Annotated in this window: 19 protein-coding genes and 1 pseudogene; all 20 read right to left on the bottom strand. The window is 41.7% G+C overall.

Features of this window, described 5'->3' with window-relative positions; translation table 11 throughout:
• Position 1: 1 nt before the first annotated feature.
• Entirely contained in the window at positions 2–565 is a 564-nt protein-coding gene (locus SK637_RS06815) for a TIGR01440 family protein (protein ID WP_033689093.1), read from the bottom strand.
• A 114-nt stretch (positions 566–679) separates the two neighbouring features.
• Positions 680–2,371 carry a cache domain-containing sensor histidine kinase gene (locus SK637_RS06820; RefSeq protein WP_033689094.1) on the bottom strand — a complete coding sequence of 564 codons (1,692 nt, stop codon included), beginning with the start codon at positions 2,369–2,371 and terminating at the stop codon, positions 680–682.
• The gene (locus tag SK637_RS06825) at positions 2,368–3,105 is read right to left on the bottom strand and encodes a response regulator transcription factor (RefSeq protein ID WP_033689097.1); all 738 of its coding nucleotides are present in this window, start codon (positions 3,103–3,105) and stop codon (positions 2,368–2,370) included. Before SK637_RS06825 ends, SK637_RS06820 begins: the two co-directional genes overlap by 4 nt.
• Before the next feature lie 70 nt (positions 3,106–3,175).
• The gene (gene msrB / locus SK637_RS06830) at positions 3,176–4,288 is read right to left on the bottom strand and encodes a peptide-methionine (R)-S-oxide reductase MsrB (protein ID WP_033689098.1); all 1,113 of its coding nucleotides are present in this window, start codon (positions 4,286–4,288) and stop codon (positions 3,176–3,178) included.
• A gap of 9 nt (positions 4,289–4,297) precedes the next feature.
• Complete coding sequence (locus tag SK637_RS06835; RefSeq protein ID WP_033689099.1) at positions 4,298–4,861, bottom strand: redoxin family protein; 564 nt, start codon at positions 4,859–4,861, stop codon at positions 4,298–4,300.
• Between the two features lie 13 nt (positions 4,862–4,874).
• A complete protein-coding gene (gene ccdA2 / locus SK637_RS06840; protein ID WP_033689100.1) occupies positions 4,875–5,585 on the bottom strand; it encodes a thiol-disulfide oxidoreductase-associated membrane protein CcdA2 in 711 nt (236 codons plus the stop codon).
• Between the two features lie 165 nt (positions 5,586–5,750).
• Complete coding sequence (locus SK637_RS06845; RefSeq protein WP_033689102.1) at positions 5,751–6,299, bottom strand: GNAT family N-acetyltransferase; 549 nt, start codon at positions 6,297–6,299, stop codon at positions 5,751–5,753.
• Positions 6,300–6,454: 155 nt separating this feature from the next.
• Positions 6,455–7,279 (bottom strand): ammonia-dependent NAD(+) synthetase, encoded by an 825-nt coding sequence (nadE, locus tag SK637_RS06850; RefSeq protein WP_033689103.1) that lies wholly within the window; start codon positions 7,277–7,279, stop codon positions 6,455–6,457.
• The gene (locus SK637_RS06855; protein ID WP_033689104.1) at positions 7,276–8,736 is read right to left on the bottom strand and encodes a nicotinate phosphoribosyltransferase; all 1,461 of its coding nucleotides are present in this window, start codon (positions 8,734–8,736) and stop codon (positions 7,276–7,278) included. Before SK637_RS06855 ends, nadE begins: the two co-directional genes overlap by 4 nt.
• Before the next feature lie 115 nt (positions 8,737–8,851).
• A complete protein-coding gene (locus SK637_RS06860; protein WP_000247408.1) occupies positions 8,852–9,340 on the bottom strand; it encodes a DUF6773 family protein in 489 nt (162 codons plus the stop codon).
• Positions 9,330–9,539, bottom strand: coding sequence for a helix-turn-helix transcriptional regulator (locus tag SK637_RS06865; protein ID WP_001107500.1), 210 nt, complete (start codon positions 9,537–9,539; stop codon positions 9,330–9,332). Before SK637_RS06865 ends, SK637_RS06860 begins: the two co-directional genes overlap by 11 nt.
• Positions 9,540–9,913: 374 nt before the next feature.
• Positions 9,914–10,324 carry a GNAT family N-acetyltransferase gene (locus SK637_RS06875; protein ID WP_078351920.1) on the bottom strand — a complete coding sequence of 137 codons (411 nt, stop codon included), beginning with the start codon at positions 10,322–10,324 and terminating at the stop codon, positions 9,914–9,916.
• 100 nt (positions 10,325–10,424) lie between these two features.
• The gene (locus tag SK637_RS06880) at positions 10,425–11,789 is read right to left on the bottom strand and encodes an amino acid permease (RefSeq protein ID WP_033689105.1); all 1,365 of its coding nucleotides are present in this window, start codon (positions 11,787–11,789) and stop codon (positions 10,425–10,427) included.
• Between the two features lie 72 nt (positions 11,790–11,861).
• Positions 11,862–12,344 carry a transcription elongation factor GreA gene (greA, locus tag SK637_RS06885; RefSeq protein WP_000818750.1) on the bottom strand — a complete coding sequence of 161 codons (483 nt, stop codon included), beginning with the start codon at positions 12,342–12,344 and terminating at the stop codon, positions 11,862–11,864.
• A 60-nt stretch (positions 12,345–12,404) separates the two neighbouring features.
• The gene (mltG, locus tag SK637_RS06890; protein WP_414717188.1) at positions 12,405–13,970 is read right to left on the bottom strand and encodes an endolytic transglycosylase MltG; all 1,566 of its coding nucleotides are present in this window, start codon (positions 13,968–13,970) and stop codon (positions 12,405–12,407) included.
• A gap of 46 nt (positions 13,971–14,016) precedes the next feature.
• Positions 14,017–14,098 (bottom strand): annotated as a pseudogene (locus SK637_RS10345) (UDP-N-acetylmuramate--alanine ligase); the annotation flags it as partial.
• 122 nt (positions 14,099–14,220) lie between these two features.
• Positions 14,221–14,778: a GNAT family N-acetyltransferase gene (locus tag SK637_RS06895; protein ID WP_033689106.1), complete on the bottom strand. Its 558-nt coding sequence runs from the start codon at positions 14,776–14,778 to the stop codon at positions 14,221–14,223.
• Positions 14,775–15,242, bottom strand: coding sequence for a GNAT family N-acetyltransferase (locus SK637_RS06900; protein WP_033689107.1), 468 nt, complete (start codon positions 15,240–15,242; stop codon positions 14,775–14,777). The genes SK637_RS06895 and SK637_RS06900 overlap by 4 nt, the downstream gene beginning before the upstream one ends.
• Positions 15,243–15,251: 9 nt before the next feature.
• Positions 15,252–16,586, bottom strand: coding sequence for a UDP-N-acetylmuramate--L-alanine ligase (gene murC, locus SK637_RS06905; RefSeq protein ID WP_033689108.1), 1,335 nt, complete (start codon positions 16,584–16,586; stop codon positions 15,252–15,254).
• A 10-nt stretch (positions 16,587–16,596) separates the two neighbouring features.
• Positions 16,597–17,214 (bottom strand): divisome accessory protein ZapJ, encoded by a 618-nt coding sequence (zapJ, locus tag SK637_RS06910; RefSeq protein ID WP_033689109.1) that lies wholly within the window; start codon positions 17,212–17,214, stop codon positions 16,597–16,599.
• Positions 17,215–17,217 lie beyond the last annotated feature (3 nt).

The following is a 17,217-nucleotide window of genomic DNA, read 5'->3' on the forward strand; positions in this document are numbered from 1 at the left end:
CTCACGACTTTCTGATAGAATCTTGTGGATAATGCGCACGCGCACCTCCGATTAATTTTGGACGGCTAGCAAGAGCCGTTACATGGGCATGCCCAATTTCTCTCAAAAGAGGGCGAATCGGAACCTGAACATGCTTGACATGCATGCCAATTGCAGTGTCTCCGATATCCAATCCAGCATGAGCCTTGATAAATTCAACTTCAACTGGATCTTGCATAAACTTGAAGGCTGCCAACTGACCTGAACCTCCTGCATGAAGGGTAGGAAGGACACTGACGATTTCCAGACCAAACAGCTCTGCCACCTGACGTTCAACGACGAGGGCCCGATTGACATGTTCACAACCTTGAACGGCTAGATGAATTCCTTTTTTCTCTAAGATATCTAGGATGGTCTTTACAATGATTTCCCCAATTTCTTGGCTGGATTCCTTGCCAATCTGACCACCTATCACCTCACTAGAAGAAAGGCCCAAAACAAAGATAGATCCTTGCTTCAAATTGGCCTTTTCTAATACATCTTTTACAATCTGGCTTGTTTCTCTTTGAATGTCTTTTTCCTTCATACTTGATACCTCTTTTGTCATTATCTATCATATCGTTTTTTCTACGTTTTAGCAAGATAGACAACCTAGAAAGCTTGCCCAATTACGCATAAAACTCCCAGAATTGACTGGGAGTTAGCTAATTTCTATTCCATTTATGTATATTTCAACCGTCGTACCTTTTGAGGGAATAGAATCAATCTTCATCTGGTAGTATTCTCCAAAATGAAGTTTGAGCCGTTGATCAACATTTTGAAGACCAACTCCCCCACGTTTGAGTTGACTTTGACTACTATCGCTAGCATCTTGGAAACCAACTCCATCATCCTCAATACGGATGACCAATCCTGAATCCTGTTTCTGAACAGAAACTCTAATATGTCCCTTACCTTCCTTTTCCTTAATGCCATGGTACAGGGCATTCTCTACTAAGGGCTGTAAGACCAACTTGGGCAAGACTAGATGATCAAAGGCAGGATTTTCAGCAATTTCGTATTCCAGCTTATCTCCATAGCGTTGTTTCTGGATAAAGAGATACTGGCGGACATGATTGATTTCGTCAGAGAGGCAAATCAAATCCCTGCCTTGATTGAGCGCCAAGCGGAAGTAGGTCGCCAAGGACTTGGTCACTTGAACCACTCTCTGACTGTCCTGAAATTCAGCCATCCAGATGATGGTGTCCAAGGTGTTATAGAGGAAATGCGGATTAATCTGGCTCGACAAGGCTTGAAGTTGGTACTGACGGGTTGTTTCTTCCTGCCTGCGAATAGCTACCATCAACTGATCAATCTGATCCAGCATGGCATTGAACTGACGAGTCACTTCTCTTAATTCATAGGCACCAACTTCCTTGGCACGAAGATTCTGACCACCAGAAGCAATCTCCAGCATGGTTTCTCTCAAGTCATTCAGAGGAGCAATCCAGCGTTTAAGACTAAGCCACACCAAGCAGAGACAAGCAAGAAGAGATGTGAAACTGGCTCCAAGCAAGGTCCACATGAGTTGACTCCTAACCTGGTCTAACTTCTCCAACGAAGACACACCAAGCACCGTCCAATCAGTTCCAGCAATCCTTTCCTGACTGACGTAGGATTTGTGATCTGGAGTATAACCCTGCCCTGTCTCGATGTAGGGTTTCATAGCCTCCATTTCGCTAGACGAACTATAAACTGTGTGTTGAGGATGATAAACAAATTCATGGTTTTCATTGATGATAAAGGCAAAGCCCTGCTGACCCAACTGAAGTTGGTTAAGATAGGCTTCCAGAGTTTCATAAGAAATATCCAAACGAAGCACGCCAAGATTAGCTCCCTTTGCATCAACAAGTTCTTGAGTGACAGAAATGACCCATTGACTGTCCGATTTACGAGCTGGAGTCAAAACTGGCTTAGACCCCTGATGAATGGCCTTTTGGTACCAGTCCTCAGCCATCATATCAGAGGAAGTTTTCATCTGCACACTGTCATCTGTAGAAATGACTTGACCGGATTTAGTCACCAGTACAACAGCTTTCAAATCTTGGTCTGACTTTAAGATGGTCAAAAACAAATCTCGAATTCCCTTGACCTTGTCTTGACTGGGATTCTCAGCATAGGCTAGGACATCTGCCTGCTGGGTCAAACTAGTTGAGGTGGTTTCTAATTTTTTGATATAAGACTGGATAAAGTGGCTAGTCTGACTGATAGTTGTTTGACTATTGCCCTCAATGCTAGCCTCAATGGCTGATGAACTAGATTGATAGTAGAAAGTCCCAACCAGAGCTAGGAGAATGAGAAAGACCAGAAAGATGGAAATAACCATTCTGACTAGGAGAGAAGAACGCTTCATCGGCCTTCCCCCTTCTTAAACTGACGAGGTGTCACACCTGCAATCTGTTTAAAACGTTGGGTAAAATAGTTCATATCTTCAAAACCAACTTTCTCTGCGATCTCATAAATCTTCAGATCTGTAGTTAAAAGTAAGAGCTTGGCTTGTTTGACACGTTCTCTCACCAGGTAATCCTGAAAAGGTAGTCCCAACTCTTTCTTAATCAAAGAACTCAGATAAGTCGGACTAAAGCCCAAGTCACTGGCCAAAGACTTTAAACTAAACTGGCTATCAGCCAGATGGGACTGGATTTTCTGGGCCATATTTCCCTCAAACTTATCGGTCAATAAATCTTGTAACTGCTCTTCTTTCTCTTCCTTATCCAACTTTTGCTTGATTTTCCCCAACATTTCCTCAATATCCTGACGAGAAAAGGGCTTGAGCAGATAGTCATCCACACCGAGTTTGACAGCAGACAAAGCATAATCAAAATCATCGTAACCTGTTAAAAAGACCAAATGCACCTGAGGATAGGTTTCTCGAACCAGACTAGCCAACTGGATGCCATTTAGCTGAGGCATGTTGATATCGGTTAGAATGATATCTGGAACTTGTTGTTGAATCAATTCCCAAGCCTGCCTTCCATTTTCAGCCTGACCGATGATTTCCATATCGTAGGCTGCTACATTGACCAGCTTGGTCAAGCCTTGTCTTACCAGATATTCATCTTCTACAATTAAGATTGTATAGGTCATGCTTCTCTCCTTTGTCACTTACTAGTATCAGTATAGCAAAATTCTCCTCTAACTGCTTAGGAAAGCCCTCTTAATCAACATAATCTAGTAAATAAGCATAGCCTTTTTCTTCCATTTGGTCTTTGGGAATAAAGCGGATGGAAAGACTATTGATACAGTAGCGCAAGCCACCCTTGTCCTGTGGGCCGTCCGTAAAGACATGGCCAAGGTGAGAATCTCCAACTCGGCTCCGCACTTCCATGCGTGTCATATTGTAAGACTTATCTTCCTTGTAGGTGGCAACATCTGGACTGATGGGTTGGGTAAAACTAGGCCAGCCACAACCAGACTCAAACTTATCCTTTGATGAAAAGAGAGGTTCACCAGTTGCTACATCCACATAGATACCAGATTCAAATTTATCCCAGTAACGGTTTGAAAAAGCTCGTTCTGTTTGATTTTTCTGGGTGACTGCATACTCCTCAGGTGACAAGGTCTTTTTCAATTCTTCATCACTTGGCTTAGGATATTTGCTGGCATCAATGACGGGGTAGGCCGCCTGATTAACATTGATATGGCAGTAGCCATTTGGATTTTTCTTTAGATAGTCTTGGTGGTAATCCTCTGCCACTACAAAATTCTTCAAGATCTCCTTTTCAACTGCTAGAGGTTGATCGTATTTCTTAGCCACCTCATCAAAGACTTGGTTAATCACCTCTAAATCCTTGTCATCTGTGTAATAAACACCAGTACGGTACTGGGTTCCCACATCATTTCCTTGTTTATTTTTGCTGGTTGGATTGATAATGCGGAAGTAATGAAGCAGGATTTCTTTGAGAGAAATTTGATTAGCATCATAGGTAATATGGACAGTCTCTGCATGTCCTGTTTGGTTAATCAATTCGTACTTGGTTGTTTCCCCTCTACCATTTGCATAGCCTGATACGGCATCTGTCACCCCGGGAACGCGTGAGAAGTATTCCTCCACTCCCCAGAAACAACCTCCAGCTAGATAAATTTCGTGCAAGTCTGCATCTTTACTCACTTCTGTTTTTTTCACTGTTTTTCCTCCTTGGCTAACTGCTGCTTTCTCAATTTGCGAGCTATCTGTCTGCCCTGCATTTCGCATCAATAGAAAATAGAAACCGCTTATGGCTAGGAAAAAAATCCCTGCCAAGACAAACAATTTTACTTTATCATTCATGACCTTTCTCTACCCCATTTCTTTCAATGTTTTTAAAATCATATCCTTATCCATAAAACCAGGTTGCGTTTTGACCAGCTTACCTTCCTTGTCTATAAAGGCTTGAGTTGGGTAAGAACGAACACCATAACTTTCTAAAAGTTTACCTGATGGGTCAATTAGAACTGGAATATTTTTATAATCCAAGCCCTTGTACCAGTTCTTAAAATCCGTTTCAGCTTGTTCTCCCTTGTGTCCAGGAGAGATCACTGTCAAAACTACATAGTCATCACCAGCATCCTTAGCGATTTCATCCGTATCTGGAAGACTGGCTAGACAGATGGAACACCAAGAAGCCCAGAATTTGAGATAAACTTTCTTACCCTTATAATCAGATAAGCGGTAGGTCTTGCCATCTACTCCTGTCAGTTCGAAATCAGCAACCGCCTGACCTTTAGTCGCAGTTTGCGCACTGACTTGTTCTGTTTTTGTTTGCTCCTTCATAGTAGATTCGTCTGACATATTTTTAGCCGAACAGGCTGCCAAGCAACAGATTGATCCGACTCCAAGGAGACATGTTTGCCATTTTTTCATTTCTTCTTCCTCTCTATTCAAATAATGTAGTCAAAATGGAAGCATTTCCCAAAAGCACCAAGATTCCCATCACGATAATGAGGAAACCACCCACTTTTTTGAGGGTTCCTAGATAAGGATGAAGTTTTCGGAAATGTTTCAAAACATAGCTGGAGGCCAGAGCTAGAACCAAAAATGGTAGCGCCAAACCCAGCGTGTAAATCAACATGAGACCAGCTCCCTGCCAAGCACCTGAACCACCTGAAGCCGCCAAGGCCAAAACAGAGCCCAGAACCGGTCCCACACATGGCGTCCAAGCAAAACTAAAGGTCAATCCCAGTAAAAATGCCTGACTATAGCCCTTACCCTTTTGCCCCTGTCTCTTCAATTGTAGCCTTCTTTCCTTATAGAGTCCCTTCAAATGTAAGACTTCCATCTGGTGCAGGCCCAAGAGAATGATAACCGCACCCGTCACATACTGAAACCAAGAGGCATACAAAAGGTCTCCTAAAAAACCAGCACCATATCCCAGTAAGATAAAGATAAAAGAAATACCCGCTATAAAGGCCAGAGTTCGCAATAAACTGACAAGTGAGATTGAAAATTTGCCACTAGAAGCCTGAGCACCATCTTTGTCATCCAACAAGACCCCTGCATAGACCGGTAACAAGGGTAAGATACAAGGAGAAAAGAAGGAAAGAATTCCAGCAAGAAAAACACTGATAAAAAAGATAATCGTATCCATTGCCTTCCTCCATTCTTTGATTTGATAGAACTATTATAGTCCCAAAACTCCAGAAAAAACAGAGACAATGATAGGGAAAAATAGGAATTTAATCAGGTTATGTAAAAATGTTGCAAAAAAAGCCAGACACAGTCTGACTTTGATGGAAACCTAAAAGAAAATTCACTAGTCTTCCCTACTTATCTGATAATAAATAAGGTCCGCAAGATAGCCTTTTCTCTCTACACCATTGCTAATAGTCTTTAGATAGGACATTCCAGCCTTCTCCATGACACGACCTGAAGCTGGATTGAGACTGACATAACGTGCCTTGACTTCTTGAAAACCTGCTTGAGTAAAACAAAAGTCCAAAACAGCTTTCAAGGCCTCTGTCATCATACCATGTCCCCAGTAAGCCTTGCCTAGCACATAGCCAATTTCACAAGAAGAATCGTTCTCATCTATTGCAACGATGCTGATATCTCCTATCACCTGCTCTGGCTTTTCTTTGAGACAAATGGCCCATTTGTAATAGTTGGGATTGGTATAGGAGGTAACCCAATTTCGAATCGAGTTTCGAGTGATTTCGACATTAGAATGGGGATCCCAAGTGACATAGGTTAGATTCTCAGCAGATGAAGCCCAATTCTGAAACATAGCTTCTGCATCACTCTCCACAAATCTTCTTAAAATCAAACGTTCTGTCTGTAATATTTGCGTACCGATTGCTTTCATGACGCTACCTCGCTTTCTGATAGATGATTCTCTGCCCAACCTCAATTTAAATTTACTTTGCTTTTGAATTTCAAGGTAATAAGCTAAAAAGGTCCCCCGGACCTTCCTCGCTTACTTGTTTCCATGCTCGGGGTAAGAACCTCCACTGGAGGTTCTTACTCCCAAAAGTCATCAAATACGGTGATGGGTAGGTGGCGTTTATGTTGGCCTTTATGCCACCAGTTTTCGATTGTTACTTGGGCTTCTGGGCTGATTGTTTTTCCTTCTAGGTAGTCGTCAATCTCTTCATAAGTGACTCCGAGGGCTACTTCGTCAGCTAGACCTGGTTTGTCTTCTTCTAGGTCTGCCGTTGGGATTTTTTCATAAAGGGCTGGGTCTGCACCAAGTTCCTTCAAGAGTTGTTTTCCTTGACGCTTATTAAGGCGGAAAAGGGGTAAAATATCTGCACCACCGTCACCAAACTTGGTAAAGAAACCTGTGATATTTTCCGCGGCGTGGTCTGTTCCAATGACCGCTCCGCTATAAGAACCAGCAAGGGCATACTGAGCAATCATACGACTACGAGCCTTGATATTGCCCTTGTTAAAATCTGAAACAGGACTTCCTGTCGCTTCAACTGCAGCTGTCATAGCATCTGCAGACTCCTTGATATTCACCACTAAACTGACATCTGGCTGGATGAAGGCTAGGGCTTTTTGAGCATCTGCTTCATCAGCTTGCACTCCATAAGGCAGGCGGACAGCGATAAATTTGTAGCTGTCATCTCCTGTTTCTGCTCGCAGTTCTTCCATAGCTAATTGAGCTAAACGTCCTGCTAAGGTTGAATCTTGTCCCCCAGAAATCCCTAGTACAAAGGTCTTTAGGAAGGAATGTTTTTTCAGATATCTTTTTAAGAAATCAATAGAACGACGAATTTCTTCCTGGGCATCAATCACTGGTTTCACACCCAACTCTTGGATAATCGTTTCTTGCAAACTCATTCTTCTTCTCCTTCACCGAGGGCTTCCTTGCGCATCTTGTCAATCAAGTCCATCTTATCTTGCCATACATCACGCGCCAAATCCACTGGATAATGCTGAGGATTGAGCACGCGCTTGTATTCATCCCAAAGCTTGTCAAATTCCTTACGAGCATAAGCCTGAATCTCAGTCAAGCTAGGCAAGTTGTAAATCAATTTTCCGTCTTTGAAGATATCCACCAAGAGAGGAACGGCATCAAAATTACGAACGGTCTTCTTGATGTAGGTATAAGTAGGATGGAACATCTTGATTTCTGTCATGCTGGTAACATCTACGCCATCATAAGTGATATAGTCTCCTTCTGACTTGCCTTTTTCACGACTGGTAATACGCCAAACCTGCTTCTTACCAGGTGTTGATACTTTTTCCGCATTGTTTGACAATTTAATGGTATTGCGCATGTTGCCATTTTCATCTTCGATGGCAACAATCTTATAAACTGCCCCAAGAGCTGGCTGGTCATAGGCTGTAATCAGCTTAGTTCCCACACCCCAGACATCAATCTTGGCCTTTTGCATCTTGAGGTTTAGGATGGTATTTTCATCTAGATCATTAGAAGCATAAATCTTAGCCTCTGTAAATCCAGCCTCGTCCAGTTGCTGACGGACTTTCTTGGAAATGTAGGCAATATCCCCAGAGTCAATCCGAACACCCATAAAGTTAATCTGGTCACCCAGCTCACGCGCCACCTGAATGGCAGCTGGTACACCGATGCGAAGGGTGTCATAGGTGTCCACAAGAAAGACACAGTTTTTGTGGGTCGCAGCATAAGCTTTGAAAGCTTCATAATCGTTACCATAAACCTGTACCAAGGCGTGGGCATGGGTCCCCAAAACAGGAATGTCAAAGAGTTTACCCGCACGCACGTTGCTGGTTCCATTGGCACCACCAATCACCGCTGCGCGTGTTCCCCAGATGGCCGCATCCATCTCTTGAGCCCGACGTGTCCCAAACTCCATCAAGGGTTCATCTTCTATAACCGAACGAATACGAGCTGCCTTAGTCGCCACCAGAGTCTGGTAGTTAACGATGTTCAAAAGAGCCGTTTCGACCAACTGACATTGGGCTAGAGGGCCTTCCACCTGCACAATCGGTTCATTAGCAAAAACCAAGTCCCCTTCTTGGGCAGAACGAACGGTCAACTCCAACTTGAAATTGCGGAGATAGTCCAAGAATTCCCCATGATAGCCTAGCGATTCCAAATAGGCAATATCACTATCTGAAAAACGCAAGTCTTCAAGATAATTCACAATTCTTTCCAAACCTGCAAAAACCGCATAGCCATTCTTAAAAGGCTGTTGGCGGAAATACACCTCAAAGACCGCCTTTTTATTGTGAATCCCTTGGTCAAAGTAAACCTGCATCATGTTAATCTGATACAAGTCCGTGTGCAATGTCAAACTATCATCTGGATACATACTTTTCCTACTTCCTTAGCTAGAAACCCATGAAAATTTTCAAGAACTTTCATGTATTCCAATAAATTAGTACTATTATATCACATTTTAGCTGGATTGAGAAAAGAGTAACAAGCTATTCTCCACTCTCCAGTTCATCCATATCTTGTTCAAACTTTTTCTGAGCCCATTCGCCATAGCTCTTAAGACCAAGATTGCCAATAAAGACCCAGGGAAGGTAAATGACATAAGTAATTGCCCAAGCAGATAGGTATTTAACGTTCAAAGGATTGTGCTGATAAATTTCTATGTTGAATTGATAATTCTGTAACATCAAAAGAGCCGTAATAGCCAAGGTTAGGAAAAAACAACCCAAAATCGTAAAATGAAAACGACTATAGTAGGTCACTCCCAGATAACGGGCACGATTGAAAAAGAAGAAAATCCCTACTATCAGAGTATAGACTAGAAAATTCGGATTAAAAAGAGATGGAGCCAATACAGCCACCAAATAGCTTAGAAGTACAAGCCCAATAAAGAGTGAAAAAGACTCTGCCCCAGCTTTATTGATTAGTTGTTCTTCTCTTTCGTCAAGTAATTGATAATGAATAAATTTATTTACCATCTTCTTCCTCCCAAAATAATTGGTCTAGGGTTTTCCCTAAACATCTGCAAATGGACTGGCAGAGCGAGAGACTGGGATTGTATTTTCCAGCCTCTATCAAACCAATAGTCTGGCGTGTCACACCAACAGCCTCTGCCAGTTGACCTTGTGTTAAATCAAGCTCAACCCGAGCTAATTTTAATTTTAAATTTTTAGCCACCTGCGTCCTCCTTATAGTTTTAAAAAGTTGCGCCTCTTTTCAACATTATTATATCATATATCTAACTTAATGCAATATATAAATGTCATTTTGTAAAATTTTATTAACAAAAAACCTCTACCACCTAAATGATAGAGAGTTTTCTGCTTATTCAATTTTTTTCAAAAAATCGACGGCATCGTAAGATTTCACATCTAATGTCTCAGCTGCGATTGTATTGTCCTCCATATCGTCTAGACAGACACAATTTGTAGATTATAACTGCTACTGATCGAGAATCTCCTTAAACATTGCTCATATCCAATATTATATCCATCAGTCCGCCTCTATACTCATGTGCGAGTCTCTCTTCGTATTATACCTTCATACTCACCTTACAAATCTTTTTGGTAATAAAATCTTTTTCCTGTGTAGGGATAGTCTTGCAAAGCAAAGACTTCCTTGTAGCCATACCTTTTATAAAAATCAGGAGCTTGAAACTGGTAAGTATTGACAAAAGCAAAACGACAGTTTCGATTCTTAGCTTCAGTTTCTGCTTGCTGCAATAGTTTTGAACCGATTCCTTGCCCTCGCAGTTCCTCTTTTACAAACAAATACTCAATTTCCAACCAATTTCCAAAAGTCTCTGCTACTAAGCCTGCCAGAAGATTGCCCTTTTCATCTTCGACATAAAGATTAAGTGGCTCACTTTCAGCTTCTTCTCTTTTTGAACGGTTATAAACACGAATCAGGTTCCCTATTTCTTGTGATTTATGGGATTCCTTATTTTCCAATCTAAAGTACATCTAAACCTCCTTAAATACTGTTACAGCTTGATTATAGTCTTATTTCAATAGACTGTCAAACTAGCAAAAACTCACCAACCTGAGTTGATGAGTCCTTAATCTATTTTCTAAATTTCCACTGGCTATAAATACCGAAACCGATAATCCAGATAGCTGATCCAATTGCTCCCACAAATGTAGACTCTTGTAAAAAGAGGGTTACAAAGACAAAGGCAAAGAAGAGCATGGTTAAAGGATTTAGGAAACGATAATGGGGCATGAGATAGCCATCCGCCATAAAGTCTGGTGACTTGCGGTATTTAAGGTGAGCCACCATAATCAAGATATAAATGGCGATATAGACACCTGATGATGATGCCGTAATCAAGGCAAAAGCATCGGAAACTCCTGGCAAGACGTTGATAAAGGCTGCTAGAGCAATCAAGATTGCTGAAGCGATGATGGCATTTTGTGGCACATTGTGGCGAGAAAGAGTATCTGCCTTGATAGCCTTTAAGAATGGATTTGGCGAATCATGAGCAATCTGGTACAAATGGCGCCCTGTTGAATAAAGGGTTGAGTTAAGAGCAGATGCTGCTGAGGTCAAAACGACGAAGTTAATCAAGGCTGCCGCCCACTTGACACCGGCCAATTCAAATACTGTAACAAAAGGTGAATCAGCAGAAGCCAGTTCACGCCAAGGAATGATAGCCATAATGGCTAAGAGGGCACCACCGTAGAAAAAGGCGATACGCAAAGGAATTTCCTTAACGGCTTTTGGCAAGACCTGACGTGGATTTTTGGTTTCAGAAGTTGTGACCCCGATAAACTCAATCATAAGGTAGGCAAAGAACACCATCTGGAAGGCCATGACAAAGTTTACTCCACCATTTGGGAAGAGGGAGAAATTGTCAACAATATTGGCCAAACTTGCTACTCCATGAGGTGTCTTAAAGCCTGTCAAGACCATAAAGACCCCTGTTGCAATCATGGCTAAAATAGCCACAATCTTGACCATAGCAAACCAAAACTCAACTTCTCCAAAGAGCTTCACCGCAATCAGATTGACCAAGGCTAGAATGGTCAAAAATCCAATCTCAATCATCCAACTCGGCCAAGTTGGGAACCAAAATTGCACATAATGTGCGATAGCAGTGATTTCCGCCATACCGATAAAGACAACAGATAGCCAGTAAGACCAAACCGAGAAATAGCCCCAGCCCTTACCCAAATGGCGTGTGATAAAGTTGATAAAGGTATGTTGCTCAGGGTCTTGGTAAAGCATTTCACCAACAGCACGCATCATGAGGAACATGAAAGCCCCAGTAATCATATAAATCAGTACAATGGAAGGACCTGTTAGGCTGATAGAGCGACCCGCTCCCAGAAAGAGTCCTGTTCCGATTGTTCCTGCAATGGCCATAACCTGCACGTGACGATTAGTCAGACCACGCTCCATCTTGTTTTTTTTCTTCTTTGAACTCATATAGTCTCCAATTCTTTTTAAACCTAAAAGGGAGCAAGTAGGGCGTTTCCCTCCTTCTACTCCCTTTAATCATTAGGCTGTTTTTTCAACCTTCAAGATTTTTACATCATAGCTACCAACAGGTGTTTCAATGGTTGCTGTGTCACCTGTTTTCTTGCCAATCAAGGCTTGTCCAATTGGGCTTTCATTTGAAACCTTTCCTGCAAAGGCATCTGCACCAGCTGAACCTACGATAATATAAACTTCTTCTTCGTCCTCACCAATTTCTTGAATAGTGACTGTTTTACCAATCGCTACTTCGTCTTGGGCAACTGAGTCGCTATTGACGATTTCAGCATAGCGGATTTTTGTTTCTAAGCTAGAAATTTGTCCTTCAACAAAGGCTTGTTCATCCTTAGCCGCTTCGTATTCACTGTTTTCTGAAAGGTCACCATAGGAACGGGCAATCTTAATGCGTTCTACCACTTCTGGTCGGCGGACCAATTTCAATTCTTCTAATTCTTTTTCAAGTTTTTCCTTTTCCGCTAGGGTCATAGGATATGTTTTTTCTGCCATTTTTCTCAACTTTCTTTCGATAGTATTGAATCTCTATCTGAGATTCTCATTTTTGTAGTCTTAGTTTGAACTACTATTTTGAGTAAGCTTGCTATTGACGTGCTCAGCTACATTCCGATCATGTTCTTCCTGAGTAACTGCGTAATAGACTTTACCATCTGTAACATTGGCTACAAAGTAGAGGTTCTCACTCTTAGTTTGGTTGATACTTGCTTCAATCGCGTCCTGACTTGGACTATCTACAGGACCAGGCATCAAACCAGGTTTGGTGTAAACATTGTATGGTGAATTAATTGATGTATCAATTCCAGCATCGTCTGCTAGGCTAATATTTTGGCCAAGTTTCCCTTGGGCATACAAGATTGCAATATTGCTTTGAAGTGGCATACCAAGATTCAAACGATTGTAGAAGACACCTGCAATCAACTTACGATCTTCAGTCTTAGCTCCTTCTTTTTCAACAAGTGAAGCAATTGTTAGCAATTCATTAACTGTTAAGTTTTTAGACTTGATTGCACTATAGTGCGGAGTCAAGGTCTTATCCATAGCTGCCAGCATCTCATCAATCAAACTTTCAATAGTTGTGCTTTCCTTGATAGAGTAGGTCGCTGGGAAAAGATAACCTTCCAAACGGTAACGAGCTCCACTTTCTTTCGTTGGCAAGCTTTCAAGTAGGTTTGGATATTTAGCAACTTCTTGACTGATAAAGTTGTCATCTTGCACCTTAGCCAAGAAGGCTTCCGCTGTCAAAGGTTCTTTAAATTCACCTTGTAATTGGCCTACAGCTTGGGCGATTTGATCAATGGTATATCCTTCTGGAATGGTTAAATCTGCAAGTGATGGTTCTTGAGGTTCAGGAGTACCACCTTTTTGGAGTTCTTTGATGATATCCTCTGTACTCATGCTCTTTTGCAAATTGTAATATCCAGACTTCAAATCTGAATAATTCTTATACTTAGCATAAAAAGCAAAAATCACTCCGTGTTTAATCACACCAGAATGTTCAAGTGCTGATCCAATCTCTTGGACATTGGATCCTTCTGGGATTTGAACCGTTACATATTCCTTAGAATTTGCATCAACTGGTAATAAAGATGATTGAACATACTGGTAACCAAAGTAACCACCTGCTGAAATCAAGGCAAGGAAAATCAATAGAGAAATGAAGAAAGCTTTCAAATGTGATTTTTTCTTCTTAACAGGTTTAACTGTCTCACGACGACTACGACGTGGAGTTTCAGAAATCACGTCAACAGCTTTCGCTTCGACGACCGGTTCAGGTCTTGGCGCTTCTGCTTGTGTCTCTTTTGGTTCTTCAGTTTTATAAGAAACAGCTACTCTTGTTGGAGTTGTGTTCAAATCTCTTTCGACCTTTTGTGGACGATTGACATCTGGTCCTGGAACCGGTCTTGATGGACTTGCTTCAGCTGGTGAAGCTGGAACATCTTGACTAGGGTGACTAGGAACGATTGGAGCTTCCTCTCTCAATTCCTCCGCCGGTGATGCAGGCACATCTTCACTAGGATGCTGTGGAACACGTGGTGCATTCTCCATAATTTTTTCAACAGCTGATAGGGATGCATTCATCACTTCTTCATCAGCAATTTTTGTGTCAGGGACAGACAAAGCTGATTTTTTTCATCAAGTTCAGCGGCCTCTTGACGAATCCCTTCATATTGTTTTACTTTTTCTAAATCACGTAAAATTTGCTCTTTAAAGCTTAATTTTTCGTCTTCTCTTGGCTTTTCACTCAAAAGTTTATCCTCCTCGTTGACAATCCATAATATTATATCTTAAAAACGAAAGAAAAGCAACCTAGCATGCTTTTCTGACTTATTTTTTATACTCAATGAAAATCAAAGAGCAAATTAGGAAGCTAGCCGCAAGCTGTACTTGAGTACGGTAAGGCGACGCTGACGTGGTTTGAATTTGATTTTCGAAGAGTATTAGCTTCCCAGACCATATCATACCAAGTTCCCCCTGCAAAGGTTGACTGAGACTGGCCTTCATTGACAAATCCATGCCTTTCGTAGTAGGCGATGAGATAGTCATGACAGGTTAGATTAATGCCTTCTCTTTCGTGTTCAAGAGCCAGTTCTTTCAAGGCTGTTAGTAATTTTTGACCAAGTCCAAGGCCCTGTGCTTCTTTGGCAATTGAAAGACAGGTCACAGAGATATACCCACCCGGCTCATGACTATGATCTTCTATCTCTTCTGTAAAAGACTGGTCTTGCAGATGGCGGTGTGGTCCAACTGGCCCTTCTATATACCCCATGATTCTGCCTTCTTTTTCTGCAACCAGAAACGAGGTCTGAATTTCTCGCAAATGCGCCTCAAAAATAGAGCGAGGAATAGCCTCTTCAGCAGAGAAATTTTCTAGTTCAATCTCAACGATACGATCCAAATCTTCTAATCTTGCCTTCCTGATTTTCATTGTTCCTCCAGATAAAAGGGATTAAACCAAATCATACTAAAACCTTGACTAGCTGCATAAAGCGAAGTTACTTCTTCTTCATCAATAAAACCGTTCATTTCAAAATAGGAAAGCAGCTCATCAGGACTCTTCAAACGAATAGCTTTGTAATCCAGCACTACTGCCACCTCTTTCAAAGCCGCAAGAAGAAGCGTTCCCAAGCCCTGTCTCTGATGGTCAGCCTCGATGACTAAAGAATGTATTTCTAGACATTGCGGATTGTGTGGGTAAGGACCACCTAGAACATAGCCCAGAAGCTGATTTTCATCCCTAGCTAGAAGAAAGGTATCCGCACACTTACGGATACTTTCTTCTAAAATATGGGAAGGTTGCTGCTTTTCAGCTGGAAAAGATGAAGCCTGAAGTTCCTCTATCTCAGCCAAATCAGACTTACTTGCCTGAATGATCTTAATTGGAATTTCCATGGGAAAATCCTATTGAACATTGCTTGTCAAGTTAGACAAGAGTCGCTCAAATGAGTATTCATAGGTTTGGATATCTCCTGCTCCCATAAAGACATAGACAGCATTGTCATGGTCTAGGAGTGGAGAAACATTTTCAACAGTGATAACTTGGTGTTTCTTATTGATTTTATTGGCTAGGTCTTCTACCTTAACATCACCATGGTCTACTTCACGAGCAGATCCATAAATTTGCGCTAGGTAAACTGCATCCGCTTGATTCAAAGCGTGGGCAAATTCGTCCAACAGGGCAATAGTTCTTGTAAAAGTATGCGGTTGGAAGATTGCTACGATCTCTTTGCTTGGGTATTTCTGACGAGCCGCATCCAAGGTTGCAATGATTTCTGTTGGATGGTGGGCAAAGTCATCGATAATCACTGTGTCATTGACAATTTTCTCAGTGAAACGACGCTTAACACCAGCAAATGTTTTCAAGTGTTCACGCACCAAGTTCAAATCAAATCCTGCTGTGTAAAGAAGACCAATAACGGCTGTCGCATTCATGATATTGTGACGACCAAAGGTTGGAATGTGGAATTGCCCTAATTCTTGTCCACGGAAATGAACTGTGAAGGTTGAACCAGTTGTTGAACGAAGAAGATCACTAGCGACAAAGTCATTACCTTCTGCTTCAAAACCATAGTAATAAATCGGAGCATCAGACGTAATCTTACGCAATTCAGCATCTTCACCGTAGACAAAGAGACCCTTGGTAATTTGTTTGGCATAGTCGTTAAAGGCATTGAATACATCCTCTAAACTTGTGAAATAATCTGGATGGTCAAAGTCAATGTTAGTGATGATAGAGTATTCTGGGTGGTATGGCATGAAGTGACGCTCATATTCGTCTGATTCAAAGACAAAATATTTGGCATTAGCTGATCCACGACCAGTCCCATCTCCAATCAAGAAGCTAGTATCTGTGATATGAGACAAGACATGAGACAACATACCCGTTGTTGAAGTTTTTCCGTGCGCTCCAGCAACTCCCATGCTAACAAAGTCGCGCATAAAGCTACCTAGGAACTCATGGTAGCGTTTGTAGCTAATGCCATTTTGGTCCGCATAGGCAATTTCGACGTTGTTATCTGGACGAAAGGCATTTCCAGCGATAATTTCCATATCACCGTCTAGATTCTTTTCATCAAAAGGAAGAATGGTAATTCCTGCCTGCTCAAGACCACGTTGAGTAAAGTAGTACTTTTCAACATCTGAACCCTGTACCTTATGCCCCATTTGGTGCAACATCAAGGCCAAGGCACTCATACCTGATCCCTTAATTCCGATAAAATGATATGTCTTTGACATGTTTTCTCCCCTATTCCGTAATTCTTGTCAGATTCAACTCTTGGGCCACCTGACGTTCTTGTTCTTTTTGTTGATTCTTTTTATTGTAGATTTGGCTCTTCTTCAGAAAATCATAATTGTTTTTCTTTGGGCCTGAAGTTTCTTTTGGCTCAGCTTGAGTCGACATATTGTTCACTTCTTCGGCCAAAATGTAATGAGACTGGGTCAATTTTTGACTATATTTGACAAATTCGCCAGGATTTTCCTTTTGGAAAGGCGCGGTAGGTTGATTACCATGTCTATCCAAACGTTGCTGAGAAGGGCGCCTTGTAGGAGTAATATCCTTAGTCAGATAACTTGCTGAGCGTTTCTTTTTCAAGTCCGCACGCGCTTCTTCACGCGCCACCTCCGCATAGCTCTTTCCTTCTTTTTTAACTCCTAAACCAGCCTTCTTAGGCTTCTCTACGGGCTTTTCAATCGGTTTTACTGGTTTTTCTTCAGTAATAGGGGCCCACTCCAGATAATTCTTATCACGGTATTCTCCCCTGATATTACTGATAAAGTCAGATTCATCGTAGAGGTCCATAACCGGCATTTCAGTCAGCATGACCTCATCATCTGACACCAATGGAAATCGTTCTTCTCTCATTTT

This window comes from Streptococcus mitis, from assembly GCF_000722765.2.
Taxonomy (GTDB): domain Bacteria; phylum Bacillota; class Bacilli; order Lactobacillales; family Streptococcaceae; genus Streptococcus; species Streptococcus mitis_AQ.